The organism is Pantoea sp. y20 (genome assembly GCF_054903455.1).
The window spans coordinates 388,646-414,180 of the sequence record NZ_CM142816.1; the positions used below are offsets into that span (position 1 = coordinate 388,646).

A 25,535-nucleotide genomic window follows, 5' to 3' on the forward strand; every position below is an offset into this window, starting at 1 on the left:
AAAACCGCCAACATGGTTTGGCGGTTTTTTATTTATAACTTTTTTTAACTATAAACCGGACTGGTCTCGTTAGCGCTTCTCCCCATGAGTGTAAATATCCTCCAGCCTGAAACGGCGCGAGAGCGGCAATGTAGTCGCATATTTAAACTCACAAGGAAGCACGCTTATGACCCGGACCGCTTACTCTTTTGCAGTCAAACCCCTCGCTTGTGTATTAGCCTTAGCCTTTTCCCTTCCGGTTTACAGCACCGCTTTAACGCGTGATAACGGCGCACCCGTCGGCGATAACCAGAACTCACAAACCGCAGGCGAAAATGGCGCAGTGTTACTGCAAGATGTGCAGCTGATCCAAAAGCTGCAACGCTTTGACCGAGAACGCATTCCAGAGCGCGTGGTACATGCACGCGGTACCGGCGCGCACGGCGAGTTCCGCGCCAGCAAAGACATCAGCGACTTAACCATTGCCGAAGTCTTTAAACCAGGCAGCGTGACGCCAGTATTTGTGCGCTTCTCATCCGTGGTGCACAGCAAACATTCACCGGAAACGCTGCGCGATCCACGCGGTTTTGCCACCAAGTTTTACACCAGCCAGGGCAACTGGGATTTAGTGGGTAACAACCTGCCGGTGTTCTTTATCCGCGACGCAATTAAATTCCCGGACATGGTGCATGCGTTTAAGCCAGATCCACGTACCAACCTTGGCAACGACGCGCGCACCTTTGATTTCTTCTCTCACGTACCGGAAGCCACGCATGGCCTGACCATGCTGTTCTCCAACATGGGGACGCCAGCAAACTATCGCCAGATGGATGGCAACAGCGTGCACGCCTATAAGTTCGTCAACGCCAAAGGCGAAGTGCACTACGTGAAATTCCACTGGAAAACCCTGCAGGGCGAGAAAAATCTCGATCCGGGCGAAGTGGCGGCTATTCAGAGCAGCACTTTCAGCCATATGACAGAAGATTTAGTGGCGTCGATCAACAACAAAGACTTCCCGAAATGGGATCTCTATATTCAAACCATCAAAGCCAGCGATCTGGATAAGTTCGACTTCAACCCGCTGGACGCCACTAAAATCTGGCCGGGTATCGCAGAAGTGAAAGTCGGCCAGATGGAATTGAACCGCAACGTGGATAATTTCTTCCAGGAAACCGAGCAGGTGGCGATGGCGCCATCGAATCTGGTTCCGGGCATTGAGCCATCGGAAGATCGCTTGCTGCAAGGTCGTTTGTTCTCTTACGCCGATACCCAGATGCACCGTTTGGGCGCCAATGGCCTGACGTTGCCGGTCAACGCGCCGCGCGTGCCGGTGAGCAACGGTAATCAGGACGGCGCAATGAACAGCAGCAAGGCTGACGATCATGGCGTCAACTATCAGCCAAGCCGTGTCTATCCACGCGAAGAGCTGCAGAGCGCCCGATACAGCCACAGCCCGCTGAGCGGCACCACGCAGCAGGCGATGATTGCCAAAACGCAGAACTTTAAGCAGGCGGGCGATCTGTATCGTTCCTTCAATGACAAAGAGAAAACCGATCTGATCAATTCTCTGGGCGGCGCGCTAAAAGGTGTGGATGTGCAAAGCCGCGCCATTATGTTGTCGTACTTCTACAAGGCTGATAAAGAGTACGGCGAACGTCTGGCTGCGATCACTAAAGACGATGTGGGCAGCATCAAAACCATGGCCGCTAAGCTGAGCGACTAACCTTCAGTCGGCAGAGTTCACGCTCTGCCGTTTTTTCCTCTCTTCAGGGTTTACCTTTCGCCGACATGCTGCACACTTAAACGGTGTAATTACTTTTAGGATTCTGGCATGTGGCATCAACAAACGCTTACGCTTGGCGCCAAAGCGCGCGGCTTTCATCTGATCACCGACGAGATTGTCGGCCAGCTTCATGGCTTATCCGATGTGCGCGTCGGCCAACTGCATCTGCTGCTGCAACACACATCGGCGTCGTTAACGCTCAATGAGAATTGCGATCCCACCGTGCGCAGCGATATGGAGCAGCATTTCTTACGCCATGTTCCGGAAAGTGCGCCTTATCAGCACGATTACGAAGGGGCTGACGACATGCCGGCACACATCAAATCGTCACTGCTCGGCGTTTCGCTGCTGATTCCGGTTAACCGCGGTCGCCTGATGTTAGGTACGTGGCAGGGAATCTGGTTGGGTGAACATCGGGTGCAGGGCGGTGCGCGGCGTATCGTGGCAACCTTACAAGGGGAATAAAAGATGAATACTTCGGATTTACTGACGTACTGCATGAGCAAGCCGGGCGCGGAGCAAAGCTTTAAAGAGTGCTGGCAGGCGACGCAGATTAAAAGTGAAGGTGTGCTGTTTGCCATGCTTTATGAGGTAAAAGGGCGTCCGGCCTTGTCGCTGAAAGCCACGCCTGCGCTGGCGGAATTGTTACGTGAGGAGCACAACGATGTGTTTCCCAGCGAACATTTAAATAAGTCGCACTGGAGCACGCTGTGGCTGGATGGTTCGCTAAAAGATTCGCAGATTTATTATCTGGTGGATGCTTCCTGGCAACAGGCTGACGCCACGCGCGCGGCGGGCGTCAACCATGATGAACACTGAGGCAAATTAAGCCGCAGATTCCTCGCGCAGAGTATTGATATCAATCACGAAGCGGTATTTCACGTCGCTTTTCAGCATACGCTCGTAGGCTTCGTTGATTTGATTCATCGCGATCAGTTCGATATCTGAAGTGATACCGTGCTTGCCGCAGAAATCCAGCATTTCCTGGGTTTCCGCGATGCCGCCAATCAGTGAACCGGCGATGCTGCGACGTTTGAAGATCAGGTTGAAGACCTGCGGTGCCGGGTGATCGTGCTCCGGCGCGCCGACCAGCGTCATGTTGCCATCACGCTTCAGCAGGGCGATGAACGGGTTGAGATCGTGCTGCGCTGCAACGGTGTTCAGGATGAAGTCGAAGCTGTTGGTGTGCGCGGCCATTTGATCGGCATCTTTCGAGATCACCACTTCATCAGCGCCCAGACGTTTACCATCTTCAATTTTTGACGGTGACGTGGTGAACAGCACCACATGCGCGCCCATCGCATGAGCTAGCTTCACGCCCATGTGACCAAGGCCGCCCAAACCGACGATACCGACTTTTTTACCCGGACCGACATTCCAGTGGCGCAGCGGTGAGTAAGTGGTGATACCGGCACACAGCAATGGCGCAACGCCCGCCAGATCGAGATTTTCTGGTACGCGCAGCACGAAGCTTTCATCTACTACCATGCTGGTGGAGTAACCGCCGTAGGTGATGGCTTTGGTTTCACGGTCTTCACCGTTGTAAGTACCAACGAAGCCATTCTCGCAATACTGCTCCAGCCCTTCCTGACAGCTTGGACAGCTGCGGCAGGAATCAACCATACAGCCAACGCCGACCAAATCGCCCACTTTGTAGTTGTGGGTGTGAGCGCCAACGGCCGTCACGCGACCGACAATCTCATGGCCAGGCACCACAGGAAAAATGGTGTTGCGCCATTCGTTGCGCGCGGTATGCAGGTCCGAGTGGCAGACGCCGCAGTACAACACTTCAATCTGCACATCATGAGCGCGCAGTTCGCGTGGCTTAAAATCGAACGGGGCGAGTTTTGCTTTCGCGTCCTGTGCGGCATAGGCATGCGTAATATTCATGGTGTCTCCAGTAGGATGTGTCGTGATTTCTATGCGGGATCCCGTTCAGCGTACTGAAGGGATAAAGGGCGTAAGGGACGCCAAAAGGAACGTTGTAAGGATAGTCAGCAGGGGGTAATGCGTATATGCCTGAAGTTGTCTGATTCTTGCCTGTTCCTGCATTTCGTTGCGGAATCCGACAGAAAAAACAGGCCCGCAATGGCGGGCCTGAGAGAAATTTACTTCTTCAACATTGGCTTAAGGAAACGCGCCGTGTGTGATTTTTCACACTCCGCCACCGTTTCTGGCGTGCCGGACACCAGGATTTCACCGCCGCCGCTGCCGCCTTCCGGGCCGAGATCGACAATCCAGTCTGCGGTTTTCACCACGTCGAGGTTGTGCTCAATCACCACGATGGTGTTGCCCTGATCGCGCAGCTGATGCAGCACTTCCAGTAACTGCTGAATATCCGCAAAGTGCAGGCCGGTGGTCGGCTCATCGAGGATATAGAGCGTCTGGCCGGTGCCGCGTTTTGACAGCTCACGCGCCAGCTTGACGCGCTGCGCTTCACCACCAGAAAGCGTGGTAGCTGACTGGCCCAGACGGATATACGACAGGCCGACATCGACCAGCGTTTGCAGCTTACGCGCCAGCGCCGGCACCGCATCAAAAAATTCGCGGGCTTCTTCGATGGTCATATCCAGCACTTCGTGGATGCTCTTGCCTTTGTATTTAATCTCCAGCGTTTCGCGGTTATAGCGCTTGCCTTTGCACTGGTCGCACGGCACGTAGATGTCGGGCAGAAAGTGCATCTCTACCTTGATCACGCCGTCACCCTGACAGGCTTCGCAGCGTCCGCCGCGCACGTTGAAGCTGAAGCGCCCCGGATTGTAGCCGCGTGAACGCGCTTCCGGCACGCCGGCGAACAGTTCGCGCACCGGAGTGAAAATGCCGGTGTAGGTCGCGGGATTCGAACGCGGTGTGCGACCGATCGGGCTCTGATCGATATCGATCACTTTATCGAAATGTTCCAGACCGGCGATCTCACGATAAGGCGCGGCTTCGATGGTGGTCGCGCCGTTGAGCTGGCGCTGCGCAATCGGGAACAGCGTATCGTTGATCAGCGTCGATTTACCCGATCCGGACACGCCGGTGATGCAGGTAAATAAGCCAACCGGAATCGTCAGCGTGACATCTTTGAGGTTGTTACCGCGCGCACCGGTGAGTTTCAGCACTTTGGCTGGATCGCCTTTAACGCGCTCTTGAGGGATCGCAATCTCACGTTTGCCGCTAAGGAACTGGCCGGTCAGGGAATTTTCATTCGCCATGATCGCGTGCACATCACCTTCGGCAACCACCTGACCACCGTGCACGCCCGCGCCTGGGCCGATATCGATCACATGGTCAGCGGCACGAATCGCATCCTCGTCGTGCTCCACCACAATCACCGTGTTACCGAGATCGCGCAGGTGAATCAGCGTGCCAAGCAGGCGTTCGTTGTCGCGCTGATGAAGGCCGATTGAGGGTTCATCCAGCACGTACATCACGCCGACCAAACCGGCACCAATCTGGCTGGCCAGACGAATACGCTGCGCTTCACCGCCGGAGAGCGTTTCCGCCGAGCGTGACATCGACAGGTAATTCAGGCCGACGTTCACCAGGAAGCTCAGGCGATCGCCAATCTCCTTCAGGATTTTTTCCGCAATCTGCGCACGCTGGCCGCTCAGCTTCATGTTGGCGAAGAAATCCATCGCATGACCGATGCTCATTTCTGAGATGGTCGGCAGGTTGGTGTCTTCAACAAATACATGGCGCGCTTCACGACGCAGACGCGTACCTTCACAGCTGGCGCAGGCACGGTTGCTGATAAATTTCGCCAGCTCTTCGCGCACCGCGTTGGATTCCGTCTCTTTATAACGGCGCTCCATGTTGTGCAGCACGCCTTCAAACGGATGGCGGCGCACTGAGGTGTCACCGCGATCGTTGATGTATTTGAATTCGATATTCTCTTTGCCGGAACCGTACAGAATCACTTCGCGCGCTTTGTCGCTCAGACTGTTAAACGGAGCTTCAACATCGAATTGCAGATGCTCTGCCAGCGAGCGCAGCATCTGGAAGTAGTAGAAGTTACGGCGATCCCAGCCGCGGATGGCGCCTCCGGCCAGCGACAGCTCGGGGTTCTGCACCACTCTATCGGGATCGAAATATTGCTGCACGCCCAGGCCATCGCAGGTCGGGCAGGCGCCAGCCGGGTTGTTGAACGAGAACAGGCGCGGTTCGAGTTCACGCATGCTGTAGCCACAGATTGGGCAGGCAAAGTTGGCCGAGAACAGCATCTCTTCGGCGCTGGTATCGTCCATATCGGCGACGATCGCCGTGCCACCGCTCAGTTCCAGCGTGGTCTCAAAGGATTCGGCCAGACGCGTTGCCAGATCCTCGCGCACGCGGAAGCGGTCAATCACCACTTCGATAGTGTGCTTCTTCTGCAACTCCAGCTTCGGTGGATCCGACAGATCGCACACTTCACCATCGATACGCGCACGGATATAGCCCTGCGCGGCGAGGTTTTCCAGCGTTTTGGTGTGTTCGCCTTTGCGATCTTTCACCACCGGTGCCAGCAGCATCAGACGACGGCCTTCTTCCTGCGACAGCACCTGATCGACCATCTGACTCACGGTTTGCGCCGCCAGTGGAACGTCATGATCCGGACAGCGCGGTTCACCCACGCGCGCGAACAGCAGGCGCAGGTAGTCGTGAATTTCGGTAATGGTGCCGACAGTGGAACGCGGGTTATGCGAAGTCGATTTCTGCTCAATGGAGATGGCGGGCGAAAGACCTTCAATATGGTCAACGTCCGGTTTCTCCATTAATGAAAGAAACTGGCGCGCATAGGCCGAAAGCGACTCGACATAGCGACGCTGGCCTTCCGCATACAGCGTATCAAACGCCAGCGAAGACTTACCGGAACCTGACAGACCGGTGACCACAATGAGCTTATCGCGAGGGATGATCAGGTTGATGTTCTTCAAATTATGGGTGCGAGCACCGCGGACTTCGATCTTATCCATTCACCTTTCCCGGATTGAACAACACTCGCCATGCCTTGCCAGCACGACCAGCAGAAACGGTCCATTATGGCACAAAAAATAAACTGAATAAATATCCAGTGTTTTTGCTATTCTGTCCGCCGATAAATTTTGGAATCCCGCTCTAAAGTGGGCACACGCCAATGTGACGTGATACAATTTTTCGCTTAGACTTTTAGCATCAACTCATCGGGAGACAGCAACATGGCCAGTCGTGGCGTAAACAAAGTGATTCTAGTCGGGAATCTGGGTCAGGATCCGGAAGTGCGCTACATGCCAAATGGTGGCGCGGTAGCCAACATTACGCTGGCCACGTCAGAAAGCTGGCGCGATAAGACAACCGGTGAAAACAAAGAGATCACGGAATGGCACCGCGTTGTGCTGTTCGGCAAGCTGGCGGAAGTGGCTGGCGAATACCTGCGTAAAGGTTCTCAGGTTTACATCGAAGGTCAGCTGCGTACCCGCAAATGGACCGATCAGGCCGGCCAGGATAAATACACCACTGAAGTGGTGGTTAACGTTGGCGGCACCATGCAGATGCTGGGCGGACGTCAGCAGGGCGCGAACGCAGGTGGCGCACCGGCAGGCGGCCAGGGCGGCGGCAATAACAATGGTTGGGGCCAGCCACAGCAGCCACAACAGCAGCCGCAGGGCGGTGGCAACCAGTTCAGCGGCGGTGCGCAGCAGCGTCCACAGCAGCAGAGCGCGCCTGCTAACAACGAACCGCCAATGGATTTTGACGACGATATTCCGTTCTGATAATCCGCCTGAGCTATCTCAGGCCGGACGTTATCGAATCCAGAAATGCCATTCCGCGAGGAGTGGCATTTTTTTTATCTCAAGCCAAACAAGGTGCAGCCTTAATGCGGTCGCCATTCCCGCAATAACGCTTCCGTCTCACGTACCAGCACCGGGTTGCCCGGCATAATCAAATCGGCCCACACTTCGTTGTGCTGATTGATTTGCTGCTGCGCGGAAACATAGGTGCGGTCGGCGGTGGTATGCGCATCGGCGGCGACGGTGATGTGATAGCCGAGGCTGGCGCCGACTTTGATGGTGGTATCGACACAGTAATCAGTCGCGCAGCCGCAAATAACGAAGCTTTTAATACCGCGTTGGTCGAGTTGAGCGGCGAGATCGGTTTGCCAGAAACTGTCGCAGGCGGTTTTATTGACAAAGATGGCGTTGGCCGGCTGCTGCAACTCGGGCACGATGGCCCAGCCTGCTGAATTGACCTCTAAACCTGGGCCAACGTGCTGGATGAAGAGCACCTGATCGGCCGCAGCGGTTAACTGATTGATCCGCTCGCAGCGTCCGGCACGATCAAAACGCGGCGATGCCAGCACGCCGTTTTGCATATCCACTACCACAACTACACGATTAGCCATTTTGATCTCCTGTTAAGTTTTGACAGTGTCCGGTGAACTCGCAACGAGGTAAAGCAAATCCGCTTTGCATTTATCGCCACTGCCGCGCATGCTTATAAGCGATTTTTCCCGGAGGTGTGTCGTGAAGGTGGTTCCTGAAATCTTTCCTTGTGAGCAAGATCGTGCGCAGTTTCAGCATTTTGCTGAGCTGCCGGGCATCGAGCTGTATCAGGCGCACATCTCCCGCTACGCTTTTGAACCGCATACCCATGAAGCCTTTGGCATCGGCACTATCGAATCGGGCGCCCAGCGCTTTCGCTATCGCGGCGCCAGTTACACCGCGCCGCAGCATTCGCTGGTGATGATGAATCCTGACGAGCTGCACACCGGTGAATCTGCCTGCGACGAAGGCTGGCGTTATCGCATGATCTATATTGATCCGCAGGAGATGGATCGTCTGACCGGCGATCGTCATTGGTGGTTCACCGACGCTCTGCGCACCGATGCGCGTCTGGCGCAGCCGTTTTCTCAATTGCTGGCGCAGATGTGGCAGGCGGAAACCCCGCTGGAGCGTGAAAGCATTTTGCTCGAACTGCTGGAGTTAATGCGTCCGCTGGCGCGTCAGGGACAGCAGCGACCTGTCGAAGGTGCACATCGCTTTGATGCGGTAAGAGACTATTTGCGTGAAAATCTCGCCGAACCGGTGCGCCTCGAAGAACTTGCTGCGCTGGCATCACTGTCGCCGTGGCATTTCCTGCGCAGTTTTAAACAACACTTCCACGTCACGCCGCATCAAATGCTGATGGCTTTTCGTCTGTTCGCAGCAAAACAGCAGCTGGCACGCGGCGACAGTGCGGCAACCGTCGCGGCATCGGTTGGTCTTACCGATCAGGCTCATCTCACCCGCGCCTTCGCGCATCGCTACGGCATCACGCCGGGCCGCTATCAAAAACAAGTGTTCCCTTCACGCTAACCGCAATCTGCTACAAGCCTTTAGCCTCCACCTGCGTCACACTGCAGCGGAATGCATATAAAGGAAGAGTTTATGTTTGCTGGAATACTGTTTGCGCTGGCGGCGGGACTGATGTGGGGATTGATCTTTGTGGGCCCGTTGTTAATACCGGATTATCCCGGCACCTTGCAATCGGCCGGACGCTACGTTGCCTTTGGTTTGGTGGTGTTGCCGCTCGCCTGGCTGGATCGCCGTCGTTTGCGTCAGCTGGCGCGCAAAGACTGGATTGAAGCGCTGAAGCTGTCGCTGATTGGCAATTTGCTCTATTACGCGTTTCTCGCCAGCGCGATTCAACGCACCGGCGCGCCCATTTCTACCATGATTATCGGCACCTTGCCGGTGGTGATTACTGTGACGGCCAATCTCTGTTATGGCCATCTTGAAGGGCGCTTGCCGTGGCGTAAATTGACGCCAGCGTTGCTGATTATTGCTGTGGGCCTGGCTTGCGTGAATGCCGCCGAACTCCAGACGCAAGGCCCCGATTTTGATTGGTCGCGCTATCTCACCGGTTTAGGGTTAGCGGTTCTGGCGGTGGCATGCTGGACATGGTATCCGCTGCGTAATGGTTTATGGTTACGCGCGCATCCCCAGCACAAGCCATCCAGCTGGGCGACGGCACAAGGTTTGGTGACGCTGCCGCTGGCAATAGTGTTCTATCTATTAGTCTGCGTGCAGCTTCACTGGCAGCAACCTGCATTTGCGCTGCCATTCGGGCCGCAGCCGCAACGCTTTCTATTATTAATGTTAGGTATCGGGCTGATTTGCTCATGGTTGGGCACGCTCTGCTGGAATGCGGCCAGCCAACGCGTGCCGACGGTGATCATGGGGCCGCTGATTGTGTTCGAAACCTTAGCCGGTTTGCTGTGGACATTCCTGTGGCGACAAAGCTGGCCGCCGCTGCTAACCGCGCTTGGCATTGGTTGTTTGATTATTGGCGTGATCTACGCGATGCGTATTAAACCCCAGCCGCACATCACTGCGGTATAGGTCATCAAAATCAGCGCTGCTGAAAAATCATTTCGGCAGCGTACTACGCTGTATTTTAAGAATTTGACTAACCCTTTTCACGCGCCTCTTCGCCCATTCAGGCGCTCACTTGGCCATCGATATAACATTTTGGCTAATTGCAGCCCTCTTTTTAGCGCTGATTTGTCATAAAAAGTCATACCGTTTCATCCGGCGTATGAGTGTTTAACCGTATTAAGGCTTACTGAACCTTCACGAATCTCCAATCTTCCTGGCTATCGCAGGCCCTAAAGCGGAAAAAACCGACGCATTAACGCGCAAAAACATGCATCTAACCTACCGTTTATTGCCATTTGGCACTGAAGATTGGCACTTGAAAACCACTTTTTGCTTAAGGGAATCGAGAGATGTTAAGAAAGATTCCATTAACCTTTGGCAAAAAACCATTAAGCGTAGCGATGAATAGGGTGCAGGAATTTAACTTATTTCCCGCTTTTTGGCCGTTATTGTTTAGGGCGGGTAACCTTTGTTATCAGGATTATTCCTGGCAACAGAAGAGGGAATTATGGTCTACGCGCGTCAAACGATTGACGAATCGATCTCAGAACAGATCCAGATGAAAACAGAGGTTGTGTGTGAGCGGTTACACGCGGTTGTTCATTAATGCTTAACAGAACTATCCGCATTCAGGACTGATGATTAATGTTGGTAAAGTAATAATCGAAGCGCCAATCTCACCGAAATGAGATTGGACTTCGTTAGAATGGCTTGAATAGAGAGACTTTTGCTGATGTGAATCTATTTTACCGCAAAAAAGGAAGCAATTCCGCGATGGTATTCATCAGGAAAAATTGGTGCGAATTGTTATGTTGTGAACGCCGTATTAAATGATCTTCATATCTTCTGGTAAGAACAAATCTCAGCATTAGGTCAAATAACATCGGCCTTAATGGTATTAGCGATTATCTGTACCTGCAGGATAATGATAAACGCTACGGCTAATATCCAGTAAACGGCAGCTACGACGGGTACCTATGTCGAATGTCGTTTGCAGAAAGTTAACCGCCTGACGCTTTTCATTGGTGGTGAAGAAGTTTTTCAATACGCTTTGCAGCATCTCTTTATCGGAACTCAGTGATTGCAGCTCACGCGTGAGGTTAAGTAGCTGATCTTCCAGCTCCTTGATTTTTCTACCTTCTTCGGAAGAGAGCCCAGAAAACTTCTTCTTCCAGCTATAGAAAGTGGCCTCGGAAATGCCAAGCTCCTCACAAATCTCCCTGACTTTCACTCCCGTTTCAGAAGCTTTAATGGCATTTGTGATTTGCTCTTCGCTATATCGTGACTTTCTCATAAATGCTATTACCTTTCTTATCAATTAGTGGATGAGAATTACTGTATTAATATCTGGCACTGCAAAAACACTATTAATGCAGTATTAAAGTGCGCGATTTGAATTGCGAGGGTTAAATTAAGATATTTAGAAGAAATATCATCATGGGATAAATCTTATTTTATTCCGAATGGCATTGAACGCCTTCCTGGCTTTAGGTTTTTGATATAAATTCTCTCCATCCCAAATGCAGAAAAATACTACATTCATTGGAAAATCGGCATAAACCACTTGCAGAAATGTCAGGGTATGCCAGTAAACTTTTGCTTAGAATTTAGGCTGAAATCGTTTACATCCACCGAGTTTCGCACCGGATATAATCGGAATTTTCCTGAATATAATTCCTAATTGCTGACGCGAGTCTCATTTTTCGGACCAGTTTGGTTTGAAGTTAATAAATTAAGTCAGGCCCACTGAGCGCTTGTTAATTCATTTCAAGGACGTTGTACCGAAAGTTGTTGTAGTTCGTAATACTAAGGATCAGTCAATGAAATTGAGCGTAATGTCGAATGCCGCCTGGATGATGTCTGAAAAGATCGTCTCCGTGTTCGGCGTCATATTTGTGACCTCCTACGTGGCAAAATCCTTTGGTCCAACCATCTTTGGCCAAATGGCGTTTTCGACCTCACTGTTTTCCATGGTGCAGACCGTGGCGATTTTCGGTACGGAAACCATTCTGTTTAAACGTATCAGTAAGAGTGCACCGAAAGGGCTGCGCCTGATGACCGTAGCGCGCAACATGCGCATGGTTTTACTGTTGCTTACATCGCTGCCCGTCTTGATTTGGGTCTGGTACAACATGCAGGAAAACTTCCTCGCTTTTGCACTGGCCTCGTTTATCTCTTCGGTTTTCGTGACGCAGGACACCTTCAGTGTCTACAACAATGCGCGCTTAGCGTCGCGGCTGAATACCATCGCCAACTCTGTCGGATTGCTGCTGGGCTTCAGCTTAAGTTTCGCCATTGCCTGGCTGCACCTCAATCCGCTATGGCTGACCGTTTCGATTGTCGCCGTCACGTTGGTGCCGTACGTCATTAAGCGTTTTAACTTTTATCGCGAAAATCAGGATGTGGCGCCGCCGCAGGATAAGCGCAACACCTATCTGCGCTATTTGCTGTACGCCGGATTGCCGCTGGCCATCTCCAGCATCTTTATCTCGGTGCAGGTGAAAGCGGCACAGATGTTCCTGGCAGGCATCGCCTCAGCGCGCGATCTTGGTTTGTTCGCCGCCGCCAATACCATTTCGGCCTCCTGGATTTTTATCCCGGTCGCCATCATCACTTCCTGCTTTTCGGAAATCTTCCGTGAGCGTGGAGAAACCGCCATCAAGCTGACAGCACGGCTTAATGGTTATGTCATGGGTGTTTCATTGTTGTTGTTAGCGGTGATCGCGATGTACGGCGAAAAAATCATCATCGCTTTATATGGTCACGAGTACACACAGTCAGGAAGTCTCATTACGTTGTTGTCGTTAGCAACCTGCTTTTCGGCGATGGGGACCGTAGCGTATCGCTACATGGTCAAAGAAGGCGGGTTTAATTATCTGTTGAAGAAAATCGTTTGCCTGATGGTCATCAGCTTGCCGCTGTCGTGGTGGCTGATCCAGAGCTACGGCATCATGGGTGCTGCATGGAGCGTTTTCATCTCAGAATTGCTGTCTCTTACCGTAATGAATTACTTCTTCAAAAACGGCGTCATCCAAAAAATCCAGGTTTCCTCACTCAACTACAAAACCTACAAATGAGGTCAGATATGCTCAAGTTGAAAGATGAACTCAGAAGAAGCGTTCAGTACTTCATCAAGAAGATGCCCTGGGCATACCAGGATCGTATCTACTATTTTCACAAGTTCCGCAAATTGCCTAATCTGCGCGAGCCGAAAGTGTTTAACGAGAAGGTGCTGTATCGCAAATTCATCCATGGCGATTATCAGATTTATGGTCGTCTGTCGGACAAATATTCGGTGCGTGAATATATCGCCGATAAAGTGGGTAGCGAATACCTGATCCCGCTGGTTTACGAGACCAGCGATCCCAGCTCATTGCACACGCTGCCGAGCTGGAAAAATACCGTTATCAAGCCGAATCACGCCTCCAACATGGTGGAGATCCTGCTGGAAGAGCCGGATGCGTTGAAGAAGCAGCAGATTATCAACGATTGCCATCGCTGGCTGAAGACCGATTTCGCCAACGAAGCGCGCGAGATTCACTATCGCTACATCAAGCCACGCATTCTGGTGGAGCAGTACATTGGCGATGGTAAATCGGCACCGATTGACTACAAGTTCCATATGTTCAACAAGCGCGACGGCAGCTTTGAGTATGTGCTGCAGGTGATCTACAACCGCTGCAATCCGCTATTGTCGATGAACTTCTACGTCAACAACCTCAACGAGGCGTATCACAAAATTCGTGATACCGGCCTGGATGTGACGCCGCAAATGGCCTCGTTGCAGCACGCGTTGGCGTTGAGTAAAAAGCTGGCGAGCGATTTCGATTATGTGCGCGTGGATTGGTACATCGATAACGAGCAGATCTACTTCGGCGAATTAACCTTCACGCCGGGCGCGGGTTTGGTGACCGGTCTGGATCGCGGGCTAAATCAAATGATGGGTGATATGTGGATTCAGGATCGCCGCGGTACGAAGATACCGGGCATCACGGTGGCGGAAGTGACCATTCCGGCCGTATTGAAGAAAATTTAGAATCACACAGCAAAATAAAAAACCCCGCTTCGGCGGGGTTTTTTATTGGCTGCGATTAAGGCATTGGCCAATCGGTTGGCGTCTGGCTCATCACTTCGATAAAGGCGTTTTTGGAGATTTCCATAAAGTTATGCAGATTCTCCATGCTCAGCGTGATACCGAGTAGGCCAGTAACAAACCAGCAGGACATGCCAACGCCGATGCCACCGCACAGCAGCGCCATCACGTGGTGACTGTTCTGACGCAGTCGAATTTTCATGGTGCTGGCGAAAAACATCATTACCGCACTCAGGAGTTCCCAGCGCATTACAATCAAACTGGTGGTTAGGGTGGCCATCTGCAAAAACCTCTTAGAATCAGTGATATCCCCGACATTCAATCGACATCACTGGCGGCTAAGAAGGAAGGTCAGGGAAGTCCTTCTGGCCGTCTAACTGAAGACAGAAAAGTGTGACTTGGCTCACATTATATCACTCGATTTTAAATTTTGAACAAAATTTATACCGGGTCAGGTAGAAAGATTTTTATCGAACTGAGGAAAAAACAGGCAGGAAAAGTGAGGTGCGCCCGCAAGGGGCGCGCAGAAAGGGTTAGCTAACCGGGCAGCACTCGCCGGTGGTACGCTGGGCAAAACTGGTCATGTTGTTGTCTGCACAGTCAAAACTGAGCAAGCGCGGACGCTGAATCATCGCCTGGCGACGCATGGTATGACGATAAGCGGTTGGCGTTTGCGAGAACTGACGGCGGAACACGCGCGAGAACGTCTGCTGCGAGTCATAACCGTATTGCATTGCGATATCGAACACCGGACGCTGGGTTTGACGCAGCGCCTCAGCGGCCAGCGTCAGACGACGTTCGCGAATATAGCCACCCAGCGTTTGTTTCGTGACGGCACGGAACATACGCTGCAGATGCCATTTTGAGTAACCTGATTTTGCCGCGACTTCATCAATTGACAGCGCTTTATCCAGATTCTGATCGATCCAGTTGGACAGCGAATGAATGATTTCCTGTTGCATCATAGCCTCATCCTTCTGATGTTTTTTGCCTGGTAAGAAATTCGAAGTTTTGCTGGGGTGCGAGTATAATTCCTCAAGTTAACTTGAGGTAAAGGCCCTAAATGAAAAAAGAACGCAATTACCCGAAGCCGGTTTTGACGCCGGGCGAAGTGGCGAAGCGCAGCGGCGTGGCGGTGTCGGCGCTACACTTCTATGAGACCAAAGGATTGATCTGTAGCTCGCGCAACGGCGGCAACCAACGTCGCTACAGCCGTGACGTGCTGCGTCGCGTTGCCATCATCAAAATTGCACAACGCATTGGCATTCCGCTGGCGACGGTGAGCGACAGCCTGACGCACGTGCCGGCTAATAAACGTATGTCGACACAAGAGTGGGACGCGCTGACGCAGCACTGGCGCGAGGAGCTGGATAAACGTATCGAAACCCTCACGCGCTTGCGTAACGATCTCGATGGCTGCATTGGCTGCGGCTGTTTATCGATGCGTGATTGCCCGCTGCGCAATCCCGGTGACCGGTTGGGCGAGCAAGGTTCGGGCGCGGTGTTACTCGATCCGGAACAGGACGAGCAAAAACGCTGATCGACTATACTTGGCGGAACACTTTTACCGGCAAGGAAACCGTATGATCACCGTTCACCATCTGGAAAATTCCCGCTCGCATCGCGTGTTATGGCTTCTGGAAGAGCTTGCGGTGCCTTACCAAATCAAACGCTATCAGCGTGAAAACAGCCTGCTGGCACCCGATTCCCTAAAGAAAGTGCATCCGCTGGGCAAATCTCCGGTGATCACCGACGGCAATCGCGTGATTGCCGAGTCAGGCGCAATTCTCGAATACCTGCAACTGAAGTACGACAGCGAGCATCAGCTGACGTTGAGTCATGAAGATGAGCAGATTCAGGCGCGTTACTGGCTGCATTACGCTGAAGGTTCGCTGATGCCATTACTGGTAATGAAACTGGTGTTTGCGCAGTTTGGCAAAAAGCCGGTGCCGTGGCTGCTGCGCCCGGCCGGCATCGCCCTGAGCAAAGGGATTCAGAAAGCCTGGCTGAATAAACAGCTGGTTCTACATGGTCGGGTAATTGAAGAGCATCTCACGCAGCATGCGTTTTTTGCCGGTTCACGTTTTAGCATCGCCGATGTGCAGATGAGCTTCCCGCTGCTGGCGCTGCAACTGCGTGGTTCCCTGAGCGATACGCCTGCCACCGCCCGCTGGCTGGAAACCATGCAGCAGCGCGCGGCCTGGCAGCGGGCGATCCAGCAGGGCGGCGCGATTGAGTTAAGCCGCTGAGTTCAGCCAGGCCGCCATAATTGGCGGCCCTGGGGGGTGAGTTGCCTGGATTTATCCTGCAATACCCGTGATTAAGAGTTGAAAACCCCAGGGCAAACGCCAGATAATCGTTTGCCTTTTTTCCGCGTCCCCCTTTACGGCCTGGAATACGCGGCGACGTAAACGTTTGCCTGGATTTTCATTATGAAAAACCGCCATCAGGGAACGGCAAACGTGCGCCGCGCGGCGACTCACATCACAAAAAAATTGAGGAAGAATTATGTCTGGCGAATCGCGCCCGGCCAGTGGAAAACTGGACGCCTGGTTCAATATCTCTGCACGCGGCAGCAGCGTGCGTCAGGAAATATTGGCGGGTCTGACAACGTTTCTGGCGATGGTGTACTCCGTCATCGTGGTGCCCGGCATGCTGGGCAAAGCGGGCTTCTCGCCAACGGCGGTGTTCGTCGCTACCTGTCTGGTCGCCAGTTTTGGATCGATCATCATGGGTTTGTGGGCCAATCTGCCGATGGCGATTGGTTGCGCCATCTCGCTGACCGCCTTCACCGCGTTCAGCCTGGTGCTCGGCCAGCACATTAGCGTGCCGGTGGCGCTTGGTGCGGTGTTCCTGATGGGCTTGCTGTTCACGCTGATTTCGGTCACCGGCATCCGCGCATGGATACTGCGCAACTTACCAATGGGCGTGGCGCATGGCACCGGCGTAGGTATCGGCTTGTTCCTGCTGCTGATCGCCGCTGACGGCATTGGTTTAGTGGTGAAAAATCCGGCTCCGGGCTTGCCGGTGGCGTTGGGTCAATTCGCTTCGTTCCCGGTGATCATGTCGCTGGTGGGACTGGCGGCGATTTTTGGTTTGGAAAAACGCCGCGTGCCGGGCGGCATTCTGCTGACCATCATCGCCATCTCGATTCTCGGCCTGATTTTCGATCCGGCGGTGACCTATCAAGGTCTGTTTGCCATGCCGAGCCTGAAGGATGCTAACGGGCAATCAGCGATGTTTAGCCTCGATATCATGGGCGCGCTGCAACCGGTGGTGTTGCCAAGCGTGCTGGCGCTGGTGATGACCGCGGTCTTTGATGCCACCGGCACCATCCGCGCGGTCGCGGGGCAGGCGAATCTGCTGGATAAAGAGGGGCAGATTATCAACGGCGGTCGTGCGTTAACCACCGATTCCGTCAGCAGCCTGTTTGCCGGCTTGGTCGGCGCTTCGCCAGCTGCGGTCTATATCGAATCGGCGGCGGGCACGGCGGCGGGTGGTAAAACCGGTCTGACGGCGATTGTGGTGGGTTTGCTGTTCCTGGTGATCCTGTTTATGTCGCCGCTGGCCTATCTGGTTCCGGCTTACGCGACCGCGCCGGCGCTGATGTACGTTGGCTTACTGATGCTGAGCAACGTGGCAAAAATCGACTTCAACGATTTCGTTGATGCGATGTCCGGCTTGCTGACCGCCGTGTTCATCGTGCTGACCTGCAACATCGTCACCGGCATCATGCTCGGCTTCGCTTCACTGGTGATTGGACGCCTGTTTGCCGGTGAGTGGCGCAAGCTGAACGTGGGCACCGTGGTGATTGCTGTCGCGCTGGTCGCGTTCTATGCCGGTGGCTGGGCCATCTGACCTGAAAGTTGAATAATTCCAGGATTATTCGCTTTCTGCATCACGCCGCACATCGGGTTGCTCCGCTGTGCGGCGTTTTGTTTTACACTTTCCCACGCAACAACATCGCTTTAATGAAATTGATTCGCCTAAGGAAAGCATGGAAATCTTCTTTACTATTCTCATCATGACGCTGGTGGTTTCACTCTCCAGCGTGGCGGCACGTATTCTGCCGTTTCAAATTCCCCTGCCGCTGGTGCAAATTGCCGCCGGTGCACTGCTCGCATTTCCCGTCTTCGGCCTGCATGTCGATTTTGATCCGGAACTGTTCCTCGTGCTGTTCATTCCGCCGCTGCTGTTTGCGGATGGCTGGAAAACGCCGATAAACGAGTTCCTGCATCACGGTCGCGAAATCATGGGGCTGGCGCTGGTTCTGGTGCTGATCACGGTTGTCGGGATTGGCTACCTGATCTACTGGCTGGTGCCAGGGATTCCGCTGATTCCCGCCTTCGCGCTGGCGGCGGTGCTTTCGCCAACCGATGCCGTGGCGCTGTCCGGCATTGTTGGTGAAGGACGCATCCCGAAAAAAATTATGTCGATTGTGCAGGGCGAAGCCCTGATGAACGACGCGTCGGGCCTGGTATCGCTGAAGTTTGCCGTCGCGGTGGCGATGGGCACCATGGTGTTTACGTGGGGCGGCGCCAGCGTTGAGTTTCTCAAAGTGGCGGTCGGCGGTTTGGTCGCTGGTGTGGCGATATGCTGGCTGTATGGCCGCTCGCTGCGTCTGCTGAGCCGCTGGAGCGGGGATGACCCGGCAACACAAACCGTGCTGCTGCTGCTGTTACCGTTCGCCTCGTACCTGATTGCGGAACACCTTGGCGTGTCGGGCATTCTCGCCGCCGTCGCCGCCGGTATGACCATTACGCGTTCCGGCATTATCCGCCAGGCACCGCTGGCGATGCGTTTGCGCGCGAACAGCGTGTGGCAGATGCTGGAGTTCGTGTTCAACGGCATGGTGTTCCTGATGCTCGGCCTGCAGCTGCCCGACATCCTTTCCACCTCAATTGCGCAGGCGCAAGCCGATCCTAACGTCGAACTGTGGATGCTGTTTACCGACGTTCTGTTGGTGTACGCCGCGCTGATGGTGGTGCGTTTCGGGTGGTTGTGGATCATGAAGCGCACCAGCATGCGTCTGCTGAAGAAGAAGCCGCTGGAGTTTACCAATTACTCACTGCGTGAATTGCTGATTGCCTCTTTTGCCGGCGTGCGCGGTGCCATTACCTTGGCCGGTGTGCTGTCGATTCCGCTGTTCCTGAGCAACGGCGATCCGTTCCCGGCGCGCTATGAGTTGGTTTTCATCGCTACCGGCGTGATTCTGGTGTCGCTGCTGGTTGGCGTGGTGCTGCTGCCGATTCTGCTGCGCGACGTGGAAAGCATCGACAAGGTCGGCCATCGTCGTGAGATTCAGTTTGCGCGTGCCGCGATGGCGGGTGTGGCGATTGAGAGCCTGCATAAAATGGAGCAGCGTCTTGAGAGCGACACCGAAGAGAACATCGATCCTGAGCTGCTGAAAGAGGTCAGCCTGCGCGTGATTGGTAACCTGCGTCGTCGCGCGGAGGGGAAAAACGATATTGAGCAGGCGCAATTTGCCGAAAATCTCGAGCGTCGTTTCCGCCTCAATGCGCTGCGTGCCGAACGCGCCGAGGTCTATCATCTGCGCGCCACACAGGAGATCTCCAACGAGACAATGCAGAAACTGCTGCACGATCTTGATCTGTTGGAAGCGTTGCTGATTGAGAAAGAGGAATAGCAGTAAGCCATATTGTTCATCGGTAGCGGCGCAAAACATTGCGCCGCTACGCCAATGTGCTGCGGTTGTTTTCACACCGACAGCCGCGGCGCACTATCCGGCCAGTGTTCACGGCAGCACGCAATCCACGCCTCGGCGCTGCGCGACAGATAACTGCCTTCCCGCCAAATCAACCCCAAACTCCACTGCAGTTCCGATTCCAGCGGCAGCCACAGCAGCGACTGCTTATCCAGCCGCTGACAAATGGGCTCCGGCAGAATCGCCAGTCCCATACCCGCCTGCACCATCGCGGCGAGAAAATCCCACTGCGCGCTGCGCAGCGCAATAGTTGGCGTCAGGTTCTGGCGTTGAAACGCTTTACGAATCTGGCGATTCAAGGCGAACTCTTCATTGAGGATCAGCAGCGGATGTTCAGCTAACTCTGCCAAACCGACTTTACGGTGATCGCGCCATTGTTCACTGCGCGGCAGCAGCACGCACAGCGGATGGTGCATCAGCTCCAGCGTATTGAGCGGCAGTTCGGATTCGATCGGCAGCGCGGTGAGGGCGATATCCAGCGCGCCACTCAGCACCGCTTGCTGCGCCGTCAGTCCGCCGAACTCGGATATTTTCAGCTGTACGCCGGGATAACGGCGGCGAAAGGCGGAGATCGATCCGGCCATCTGCATGCCGACCATCGGCGGAATACCCAGCCGCAGCTCGCCGGTTTTCAGCTGGTTGATATCGCCCAACTGCGCTTCAAGCTGGTGGAACTCTTGCAGAATCACCAGTCCGCGCTGGTAAACCGCCTGACCGCTATCCGTTAAATGCAGTTTGCGGCCCTCGCGCAGCAGTAAGGTGCAGCCGAGCTCCTCTTCCAGCTGGCGCAGCATTTTGCTGATGGTCGGCTGCGTCACGAACAGCTTCTCAGCGGCGCGGGTGAAGCTCTGCTGGCGCACCACCTCAGTGAAGTAGCGCAGGGCGCGCACATCCATAAACATTCCTTTTTGGCATAGTTTGAATAATTTTAATTCATTTCTTTCACAGTTTGCGGCGGATTTATACTGGGCACCTCAATTTTTCATCCAGGTAACAAGCAATGATGGCATTAAGTCCGCGCAGAACGGATCTCCTGCAACGTACCTTTGTTCCGCTGCAGCTGGTGCTGTATGTCGGTTTGTTTATTTTCAGCGACAGGCTGGTGAGCTGGCTGCATCTGCCGCTGCCCGCCAACGTAGTGGGCATGGTGCTGCTGCTGGTGTTGATCATGACGCGCATCGTGCCGCTGCGCTGGGTGAAAGCTGGCGCCAACTGGCTGCTGGCAGAAATGCTGCTGTTCTTTATTCCAGCGGTGGTGGCGATAGTGAACTACAGCGATTTGCTGCGCAGTGAAGGCTGGCGCATCTGCGTGGTGATCGGCGTCAGTACCTTGCTGGTGCTGGCTTCGACGTCACTGGTGGTTGATCGTTTATATCGCTTCGAACTGGCGCGCGCCGCACGCAAGCAGGCGCATCATGAATGATCTGCTGATTAGTCTGCTGTGTCTGGCGTTCACGCTGCTGGTCTACTACCTCAACAAAATTCTTTATCGCCGCTGGCGCACGCTGCTGTTGATGCCGCTGGTATTGACGCCGCTGGTGCTGGTGGCGCTGTTGCTGCTCACTCACGTCAGCTGGAAAAATTACATCGCTGAAAGCCACTGGCTGATTTGGCTGCTTGGCCCGGCGACGCTGGCATTTGCCGTGCCGGTGTATGAGAACCTTGAGATCATCAAGCGTCACTGGCTGTCGCTGAGCGTGGGCGTGCTGACGGCCACGCTGGTGGCAGTATGCAGTTCGGTGTGGCTGGCGCGCTGGCTGACGTTACCGGAAACCATTCAGCGCAGCCTGGCGGTACGCTCAATCACCACGCCGTTTGCGCTGGCAGCCGCGCAGCCGATCGGCGGCCAGCCGGATCTGGTGGCGCTGTTTGTGGTGATCACCGGCGTGTTTGGTATGGCGGTGGGCGACGTGCTGTTTCTGCGTCTTGCCATCAAGCAGGGCGTGGCTAAAGGCGCCGGTTTTGGTGCTGCATCACATGGCGCAGGCACCGCGCGCGCGTATCAACTCGGCCAGCAGGAAGGCGTGGTGTCGAGCCTGGTGATGATGCTGTCTGGCGTCGTCACCGTCATTCTCGCGCCGCTGTTAAGCCACTTACTGTGGGTATCGTAATCCGCTGGTTTTGAGTCATTGCTCATACAGCAGCCCGATCGCTTTGCTTATTGTTTGCCCGCTTAAACGATAAGGAAGCGAAAAATGAAAAGTCAGTATTTTGCAATGGGGCTCCTGTTGGCCTCCGCTGGGGTAACTGCTCAGGAAATCGGCGTGAAGGGGGGCAGTGATTTCTTTGCGGCCGCCATCAACAGCCAAAAAAGCGCGCCAGGCCTGCAATATGGCGTGGAATATGTGAATGCCAAACATCAGTCAGAATTGCTGGACGCCAATCTGGGTTACGGCGTGGCTGTAGGCGCAATGCGCATTGTGCCGCGCATCGGTTTGTTCTGGGCTGAATTGAACCATGATAAAACGTCCAGCTACGGTGTGAATGCGGGTATACGCGCGATGGCTCCACTGCCACAAGCGCGCCATACCTGGCTCTATCTCGATTTCAGCATGGCGCCTAACTTCAGCACCTATAAGCTCGATCATCTGCATCAGTTTGAGGCCGGAGTTTACTACCAACCGGCCCACTGGTTAACGCTGAGTTCCGGTTACCGCTATCTCGGCAGTGGCTTGCACGAATATAAAACCCATCGTGCGATTGATGGTCTTTTTATCGGCGCAGCCTGGCGCTTCTAATCTGAAAAGTGGCCTTTTAGGGCCACTTTTTTCCCCGCCGTAATCCATTTTTACGTAAAGCTTTCCAAATAATGTTGTCTCTCGTCGCCAGGCTGGTACCCTTGCCGCCGAATTAATTGTTCTTCATGGAGTGGAATCACATGTTAAAGCAACTTGTTACTGGAAGCGTTTTGGGTCTGGCACTGCTGAGCAGCGGCGCGCAGGCAATTGAGGGCAGTGTTGACGTGGGTGAGCATAGCACCAACCTGAACCTTGGCCTCGGCACCACTTCACCGGGCCTGTTCCTGAAAGGCAACTGGCTGCGCAGCGATCACGATGGCAGCACCTACGGTGCGGGCCTCGGCTATAACATCGACGTGGGTGATTTCCGCATTGCGCCTACTGCGAAAGCGCTGTTCACCCATCCGGAAGATGGTCGTGATGGCTTCACCGTGGCAGTCGGTGGCGCAGCGCAATACAGCTTCAACAGCATGTGGGGCCTGTACGGCGAATATTACTATGCGCCAGAAGCGTTCTCCGATCGTCTGGATAGCTACCAGGAAGCCTCAGGTGGCCTGAGCTTCACGCCGATTTCGCTGCTGAACCTGCGTGTGGGTTATCAGTACATTGAGCTGAACAACAAAGGTAGCCGCAAAGATAACGTACTGGTCGATGGCCCGTATGTTGGCGCATCACTGCGTTTCTAATTGTTTAAATTAGAATGAAAAATGGCGGCCCAATGGGTCGCCATTTTTGTTTGGGTGCGGTCTGTCCCTCATCCCGGCCTTCTCCCGCAAGCGGGAGAAGGAGAAAACGCGCCGATCGGTTCCCTCTCCCATTTATGGGAGAGGGTTAGGGTGAGGGAAAGCCAGCACGGACTTAATGCGATTTCCCCTGCGAAATCCCAATCCCCGTCTGTGAGCGAATAAACTGCCCACGGAAGCGGGCACGTTCCTGGGCACCGCGTGCAGAATGGTCGGTAATTGAGAACAGCCAGATACCGATAAATGCCGCCAGCATTGAGAACAGCGCCGGATACTCATACGGATAGATCGGTTTCTCATGCCCGAGCACCTGCACCCAAATCGTCGGGCCAAGGATCATCAGCAGTACCGCAGTAACGAGTCCCAGCCAACCGCCCACCATCGCGCCGCGCGTGGTCAGTTTTGACCAGTACATCGACAGCAGAATAATCGGGAAGTTACAGCTGGCAGCAATCGAGAACGCCAAACCGACCATAAAGGCAATGTTCTGTTTCTCAAACAGAATCCCCAGCGCAATCGCCACCACACCTAACACCAGCACGGTGATCTTCGAGATGCGCAGTTCATCGCGTTCCGTCGCTTTACCTTCACGGATCACGCTGGCATAGAGATCGTGTGAAACTGCAGAAGCCCCCGCCAGCGTCAGACCTGCCACCACCGCCAGAATGGTGGCGAAGGCCACGGCCGAGATAAAGCCGAGGAACAGGCTGCCGCCGACCGCGTTCGCCAGATGCACCGCTGCCATGTTGGTGCCGCCGAGCAGCGCGCCGCTGGCGTCTTTAAAGGCTGGATTCGATCCCACCAGCAAAATCGCGCCGAAGCCAATAATAAAGGTCAGGAAGTAGAAATAGCCCATAAAGCCGGTGGCCCAGAACACGCTTTTACGTGCTTCACGCGCATCGGCCACGGTGAAGAAGCGCATCAGAATATGCGGCAAACCGGCGGTACCGAACATCAAGCCGAGACCCAATGACAACGCCGAGATGGGATCTTTCACCAGCCCGCCCGGCTGCATAATCGCCGCGCCTTTCGGGTGCACCGCCATCGCTTCGGTGAACAGCGTATTGAAGCTGAAGCCGGTGGCTTTCATCACCATAATCGCCATAAAGCTGGCACCAAATAGCAGCAGCACCGCTTTGATGATCTGCACCCAGGTGGTCGCCAGCATGCCGCCGAACAGCACGTACAGCACCATCAGAATCCCGACCATCACTACCGCGATATGGTAATCAAGGCCGAACAGCAGCTGGATCAGCTTACCGGCACCCACCATCTGCGCAATCAGATACAGCGCCACCACCACCAGCGAGCCGCAGGCTGACAGCGTGCGAATCGGTTTCTGCGCGAGGCGATAGGAGGCGACATCGGCGAAGGTGTAGCGCCCAAGGTTACGCAGACGTTCGGCGATCAAAAACAGGATCATCGGCCAGCCGACGAGGAAGCCGAGCGAGTAGATCAGCCCGTCGTAACCCGAGGTGTAAACCAGCGCAGAAATACCGAGGAAAGAGGCGGCGGACATAAAGTCACCGGCGATGGCAAGGCCATTCTGGAAACCGGTGATATTGCCGCCTGCGGTGTAGTAATCACTGCGCGAGCGGGTGCGTTTCGAGGCCCAATAGGTGATGCCGAGCGTCGCCGCGACAAACACCACGAACATAATGATGGCTTCATAGTTGGTGGCTTGCCGTTGCACCGCGCCGGTAATGGCATCGGCGGCAAACACGCTGGCGGGCACGATGGCTAAAAATATCGAAAGCAGGCGCTTCATGATTTCACCTCGCTCAGGATCTGTTTGGTCAGACGATCAAACTCGCCGTTGGCGCGCCACACGTAGACGCCGGTCAGCACGAATGACATCACAATTAAACCGACACCAATCGGAATGCCGCGCGTAACGTTAGTGCCCGCGTGCAGCGGCGTACCGAGCCAGGCGGGCGCAAAAGCGATCAGCAGAATAAAGCCGATATAGAGCACCAGCATGATCACGCTGAGCAGCAGCGCAAACGCCTGGCGCTTGTGCACCAGTTCATGAAAGCGCGGATTATTCTCGACTTGTTGCCAGACTGCTTCCTGTTCAGGGGTTTCGTTCATCACATGTTCTCCAGAGGCAAGGCAGA

General features: G+C 54.4%; 25 protein-coding genes. 16 read left to right on the forward strand and 9 right to left on the reverse strand.

Annotated elements, in window-relative coordinates:
- Positions 1–166: 166 nt before the first annotated feature.
- The 3 genes from ACYAC5_RS01760 (at position 167) to ACYAC5_RS01770 (ending at position 2,581) form a co-directional block, all read left to right on the forward strand.
- Entirely contained in the window at positions 167–1,702 is a 1,536-nt protein-coding gene (locus ACYAC5_RS01760) for a catalase (RefSeq protein ID WP_462062307.1), read from the forward strand.
- 108 nt (positions 1,703–1,810) lie between these two features.
- Positions 1,811–2,227 (forward strand): secondary thiamine-phosphate synthase enzyme YjbQ, encoded by a 417-nt coding sequence (locus tag ACYAC5_RS01765; RefSeq protein WP_061718371.1) that lies wholly within the window; start codon positions 1,811–1,813, stop codon positions 2,225–2,227.
- A gap of 3 nt (positions 2,228–2,230) precedes the next feature.
- Positions 2,231–2,581, forward strand: a complete 351-nt coding sequence (locus ACYAC5_RS01770; protein WP_101763060.1) for an MmcQ/YjbR family DNA-binding protein — start codon at positions 2,231–2,233, stop codon at positions 2,579–2,581.
- A 6-nt stretch (positions 2,582–2,587) separates the two neighbouring features.
- Here the strand turns inward: ACYAC5_RS01770 and ACYAC5_RS01775 are convergent, their stop codons facing one another.
- Together ACYAC5_RS01775 and uvrA are read right to left on the reverse strand one after the other, a co-directional pair.
- On the reverse strand, positions 2,588–3,652 hold the full coding sequence (locus ACYAC5_RS01775; protein WP_008109962.1) for an NAD(P)-dependent alcohol dehydrogenase: 1,065 nt from the start codon (positions 3,650–3,652) through the stop codon (positions 2,588–2,590).
- A 218-nt stretch (positions 3,653–3,870) separates the two neighbouring features.
- A complete protein-coding gene (gene uvrA / locus ACYAC5_RS01780; RefSeq protein ID WP_101763058.1) occupies positions 3,871–6,699 on the reverse strand; it encodes an excinuclease ABC subunit UvrA in 2,829 nt (942 codons plus the stop codon).
- A 222-nt stretch (positions 6,700–6,921) separates the two neighbouring features.
- On the opposite strand from uvrA, the gene ssb1 reads away from it, so the two are divergent.
- Positions 6,922–7,476, forward strand: a complete 555-nt coding sequence (gene ssb1, locus ACYAC5_RS01785; protein ID WP_192236001.1) for a single-stranded DNA-binding protein SSB1 — start codon at positions 6,922–6,924, stop codon at positions 7,474–7,476.
- Between the two features lie 101 nt (positions 7,477–7,577).
- Here ssb1 and ACYAC5_RS01790 read toward each other — a convergent pair whose 3' ends face one another.
- Positions 7,578–8,105 carry an isochorismatase family protein gene (locus ACYAC5_RS01790; RefSeq protein ID WP_309836262.1) on the reverse strand — a complete coding sequence of 176 codons (528 nt, stop codon included), beginning with the start codon at positions 8,103–8,105 and terminating at the stop codon, positions 7,578–7,580.
- A gap of 121 nt (positions 8,106–8,226) precedes the next feature.
- Here ACYAC5_RS01790 and ACYAC5_RS01795 point away from each other — a divergent pair, with 121 nt between their 5' ends.
- Positions 8,227–9,057 carry an AraC family transcriptional regulator gene (locus tag ACYAC5_RS01795; protein WP_101763054.1) on the forward strand — a complete coding sequence of 277 codons (831 nt, stop codon included), beginning with the start codon at positions 8,227–8,229 and terminating at the stop codon, positions 9,055–9,057.
- 72 nt (positions 9,058–9,129) lie between these two features.
- Positions 9,130–10,083: a DMT family transporter gene (locus ACYAC5_RS01800; protein ID WP_137384971.1), complete on the forward strand. Its 954-nt coding sequence runs from the start codon at positions 9,130–9,132 to the stop codon at positions 10,081–10,083.
- Positions 10,084–11,017: 934 nt separating this feature from the next.
- Here ACYAC5_RS01800 and ACYAC5_RS01805 read toward each other — a convergent pair.
- Positions 11,018–11,413 (reverse strand): IS3 family transposase, encoded by a 396-nt coding sequence (locus ACYAC5_RS01805; RefSeq protein WP_008109970.1) that lies wholly within the window; start codon positions 11,411–11,413, stop codon positions 11,018–11,020.
- A gap of 526 nt (positions 11,414–11,939) precedes the next feature.
- Here ACYAC5_RS01805 and ACYAC5_RS01810 point away from each other — a divergent pair.
- Complete coding sequence (locus tag ACYAC5_RS01810) at positions 11,940–13,196, forward strand: oligosaccharide flippase family protein (protein ID WP_101763052.1); 1,257 nt, start codon at positions 11,940–11,942, stop codon at positions 13,194–13,196.
- A gap of 8 nt (positions 13,197–13,204) precedes the next feature.
- A complete protein-coding gene (locus ACYAC5_RS01815; protein ID WP_312462904.1) occupies positions 13,205–14,155 on the forward strand; it encodes an ATP-grasp fold amidoligase family protein in 951 nt (316 codons plus the stop codon).
- 55 nt (positions 14,156–14,210) lie between these two features.
- Here ACYAC5_RS01815 and ACYAC5_RS01820 read toward each other — a convergent pair whose 3' ends face one another.
- Together ACYAC5_RS01820 and soxS are read right to left on the reverse strand one after the other, a co-directional pair.
- Positions 14,211–14,492 carry a YjcB family protein gene (locus ACYAC5_RS01820; protein ID WP_008109973.1) on the reverse strand — a complete coding sequence of 94 codons (282 nt, stop codon included), beginning with the start codon at positions 14,490–14,492 and terminating at the stop codon, positions 14,211–14,213.
- Between the two features lie 253 nt (positions 14,493–14,745).
- Entirely contained in the window at positions 14,746–15,177 is a 432-nt protein-coding gene (gene soxS, locus ACYAC5_RS01825) for a superoxide response transcriptional regulator SoxS (RefSeq protein WP_036649992.1), read from the reverse strand.
- A 98-nt stretch (positions 15,178–15,275) separates the two neighbouring features.
- On the opposite strand from soxS, the gene soxR reads away from it, so the two are divergent.
- The 4 genes from soxR to ACYAC5_RS01845 all read left to right on the forward strand — a co-directional run bounded on the left by soxR (position 15,276) and on the right by ACYAC5_RS01845 (position 19,859).
- On the forward strand, positions 15,276–15,752 hold the full coding sequence (soxR, locus tag ACYAC5_RS01830) for a redox-sensitive transcriptional activator SoxR (protein ID WP_101763050.1): 477 nt from the start codon (positions 15,276–15,278) through the stop codon (positions 15,750–15,752).
- Between the two features lie 43 nt (positions 15,753–15,795).
- Entirely contained in the window at positions 15,796–16,461 is a 666-nt protein-coding gene (locus ACYAC5_RS01835; protein WP_462062312.1) for a glutathione S-transferase family protein, read from the forward strand.
- A gap of 259 nt (positions 16,462–16,720) precedes the next feature.
- Positions 16,721–18,070 carry an NCS2 family permease gene (locus ACYAC5_RS01840; protein ID WP_462062313.1) on the forward strand — a complete coding sequence of 450 codons (1,350 nt, stop codon included), beginning with the start codon at positions 16,721–16,723 and terminating at the stop codon, positions 18,068–18,070.
- A 139-nt stretch (positions 18,071–18,209) separates the two neighbouring features.
- Positions 18,210–19,859: a Na+/H+ antiporter gene (locus tag ACYAC5_RS01845; protein ID WP_101763047.1), complete on the forward strand. Its 1,650-nt coding sequence runs from the start codon at positions 18,210–18,212 to the stop codon at positions 19,857–19,859.
- A gap of 71 nt (positions 19,860–19,930) precedes the next feature.
- Here ACYAC5_RS01845 and ACYAC5_RS01850 read toward each other — a convergent pair whose 3' ends face one another.
- Positions 19,931–20,833: a LysR family transcriptional regulator gene (locus ACYAC5_RS01850; protein WP_101763046.1), complete on the reverse strand. Its 903-nt coding sequence runs from the start codon at positions 20,831–20,833 to the stop codon at positions 19,931–19,933.
- 104 nt (positions 20,834–20,937) lie between these two features.
- On the opposite strand from ACYAC5_RS01850, the gene ACYAC5_RS01855 reads away from it, so the two are divergent.
- From ACYAC5_RS01855 to ACYAC5_RS01870, 4 genes are all read left to right on the forward strand, one after another.
- The gene (locus tag ACYAC5_RS01855; RefSeq protein WP_462062315.1) at positions 20,938–21,360 is read left to right on the forward strand and encodes a CidA/LrgA family protein; all 423 of its coding nucleotides are present in this window, start codon (positions 20,938–20,940) and stop codon (positions 21,358–21,360) included.
- A complete protein-coding gene (locus tag ACYAC5_RS01860) occupies positions 21,353–22,048 on the forward strand; it encodes an LrgB family protein (protein ID WP_101763044.1) in 696 nt (231 codons plus the stop codon). The genes ACYAC5_RS01855 and ACYAC5_RS01860 overlap by 8 nt, the downstream gene beginning before the upstream one ends.
- Before the next feature lie 84 nt (positions 22,049–22,132).
- Positions 22,133–22,675: a YfaZ family outer membrane protein gene (locus tag ACYAC5_RS01865; RefSeq protein ID WP_462062316.1), complete on the forward strand. Its 543-nt coding sequence runs from the start codon at positions 22,133–22,135 to the stop codon at positions 22,673–22,675.
- A 140-nt stretch (positions 22,676–22,815) separates the two neighbouring features.
- Positions 22,816–23,361 carry a YfaZ family outer membrane protein gene (locus ACYAC5_RS01870; protein ID WP_008109987.1) on the forward strand — a complete coding sequence of 182 codons (546 nt, stop codon included), beginning with the start codon at positions 22,816–22,818 and terminating at the stop codon, positions 23,359–23,361.
- 172 nt (positions 23,362–23,533) lie between these two features.
- On the opposite strand, the gene actP is transcribed toward ACYAC5_RS01870, so the two are convergent.
- Both actP and ACYAC5_RS01880 read right to left on the reverse strand, forming a co-directional pair.
- Entirely contained in the window at positions 23,534–25,186 is a 1,653-nt protein-coding gene (gene actP / locus ACYAC5_RS01875) for a cation/acetate symporter ActP (RefSeq protein ID WP_462062317.1), read from the reverse strand.
- Positions 25,183–25,509 carry a DUF485 domain-containing protein gene (locus ACYAC5_RS01880; RefSeq protein WP_008109989.1) on the reverse strand — a complete coding sequence of 109 codons (327 nt, stop codon included), beginning with the start codon at positions 25,507–25,509 and terminating at the stop codon, positions 25,183–25,185. The genes actP and ACYAC5_RS01880 overlap by 4 nt, the downstream gene beginning before the upstream one ends.
- Positions 25,510–25,535: the final 26 nt, after the last annotated feature.

Bases quoted from the DNA above. Each gene is read 5' to 3' on its own strand.
- ACYAC5_RS01850 (WP_101763046.1), bottom strand. From the start codon at position 20,833: ATGGATGTGCGCGCCCTGCGCTACTTCACTGAGGTGGTGCGCCAGCAG.
- ACYAC5_RS01805 (WP_008109970.1), bottom strand. From the start codon at position 11,413: ATGAGAAAGTCACGATATAGCGAAGAGCAAATCACAAATGCCATTAAA.
- ACYAC5_RS01810 (WP_101763052.1), top strand. From the start codon at position 11,940: ATGAAATTGAGCGTAATGTCGAATGCCGCCTGGATGATGTCTGAAAAG.
- ACYAC5_RS01770 (WP_101763060.1), top strand. From the start codon at position 2,231: ATGAATACTTCGGATTTACTGACGTACTGCATGAGCAAGCCGGGCGCG.
- ACYAC5_RS01820 (WP_008109973.1), bottom strand. From the start codon at position 14,492: ATGGCCACCCTAACCACCAGTTTGATTGTAATGCGCTGGGAACTCCTG.
- ACYAC5_RS01775 (WP_008109962.1), bottom strand. From the start codon at position 3,652: ATGAATATTACGCATGCCTATGCCGCACAGGACGCGAAAGCAAAACTC.
- ACYAC5_RS01760 (WP_462062307.1), top strand. From the start codon at position 167: ATGACCCGGACCGCTTACTCTTTTGCAGTCAAACCCCTCGCTTGTGTA.
- ACYAC5_RS01855 (WP_462062315.1), top strand. From the start codon at position 20,938: ATGATGGCATTAAGTCCGCGCAGAACGGATCTCCTGCAACGTACCTTT.
- uvrA (WP_101763058.1), bottom strand. From the start codon at position 6,699: ATGGATAAGATCGAAGTCCGCGGTGCTCGCACCCATAATTTGAAGAAC.
- ACYAC5_RS01835 (WP_462062312.1), top strand. From the start codon at position 15,796: ATGATCACCGTTCACCATCTGGAAAATTCCCGCTCGCATCGCGTGTTA.
- ACYAC5_RS01865 (WP_462062316.1), top strand. From the start codon at position 22,133: ATGAAAAGTCAGTATTTTGCAATGGGGCTCCTGTTGGCCTCCGCTGGG.
- ACYAC5_RS01840 (WP_462062313.1), top strand. From the start codon at position 16,721: ATGTCTGGCGAATCGCGCCCGGCCAGTGGAAAACTGGACGCCTGGTTC.
- ACYAC5_RS01870 (WP_008109987.1), top strand. From the start codon at position 22,816: ATGTTAAAGCAACTTGTTACTGGAAGCGTTTTGGGTCTGGCACTGCTG.
- ACYAC5_RS01880 (WP_008109989.1), bottom strand. From the start codon at position 25,509: ATGAACGAAACCCCTGAACAGGAAGCAGTCTGGCAACAAGTCGAGAAT.
- soxS (WP_036649992.1), bottom strand. From the start codon at position 15,177: ATGATGCAACAGGAAATCATTCATTCGCTGTCCAACTGGATCGATCAG.
- ACYAC5_RS01800 (WP_137384971.1), top strand. From the start codon at position 9,130: ATGTTTGCTGGAATACTGTTTGCGCTGGCGGCGGGACTGATGTGGGGA.
- actP (WP_462062317.1), bottom strand. From the start codon at position 25,186: ATGAAGCGCCTGCTTTCGATATTTTTAGCCATCGTGCCCGCCAGCGTG.
- ACYAC5_RS01845 (WP_101763047.1), top strand. From the start codon at position 18,210: ATGGAAATCTTCTTTACTATTCTCATCATGACGCTGGTGGTTTCACTC.
- ACYAC5_RS01765 (WP_061718371.1), top strand. From the start codon at position 1,811: ATGTGGCATCAACAAACGCTTACGCTTGGCGCCAAAGCGCGCGGCTTT.
- ACYAC5_RS01860 (WP_101763044.1), top strand. From the start codon at position 21,353: ATGAATGATCTGCTGATTAGTCTGCTGTGTCTGGCGTTCACGCTGCTG.
- soxR (WP_101763050.1), top strand. From the start codon at position 15,276: ATGAAAAAAGAACGCAATTACCCGAAGCCGGTTTTGACGCCGGGCGAA.
- ACYAC5_RS01790 (WP_309836262.1), bottom strand. From the start codon at position 8,105: ATGGCTAATCGTGTAGTTGTGGTAGTGGATATGCAAAACGGCGTGCTG.
- ssb1 (WP_192236001.1), top strand. From the start codon at position 6,922: ATGGCCAGTCGTGGCGTAAACAAAGTGATTCTAGTCGGGAATCTGGGT.
- ACYAC5_RS01815 (WP_312462904.1), top strand. From the start codon at position 13,205: ATGCTCAAGTTGAAAGATGAACTCAGAAGAAGCGTTCAGTACTTCATC.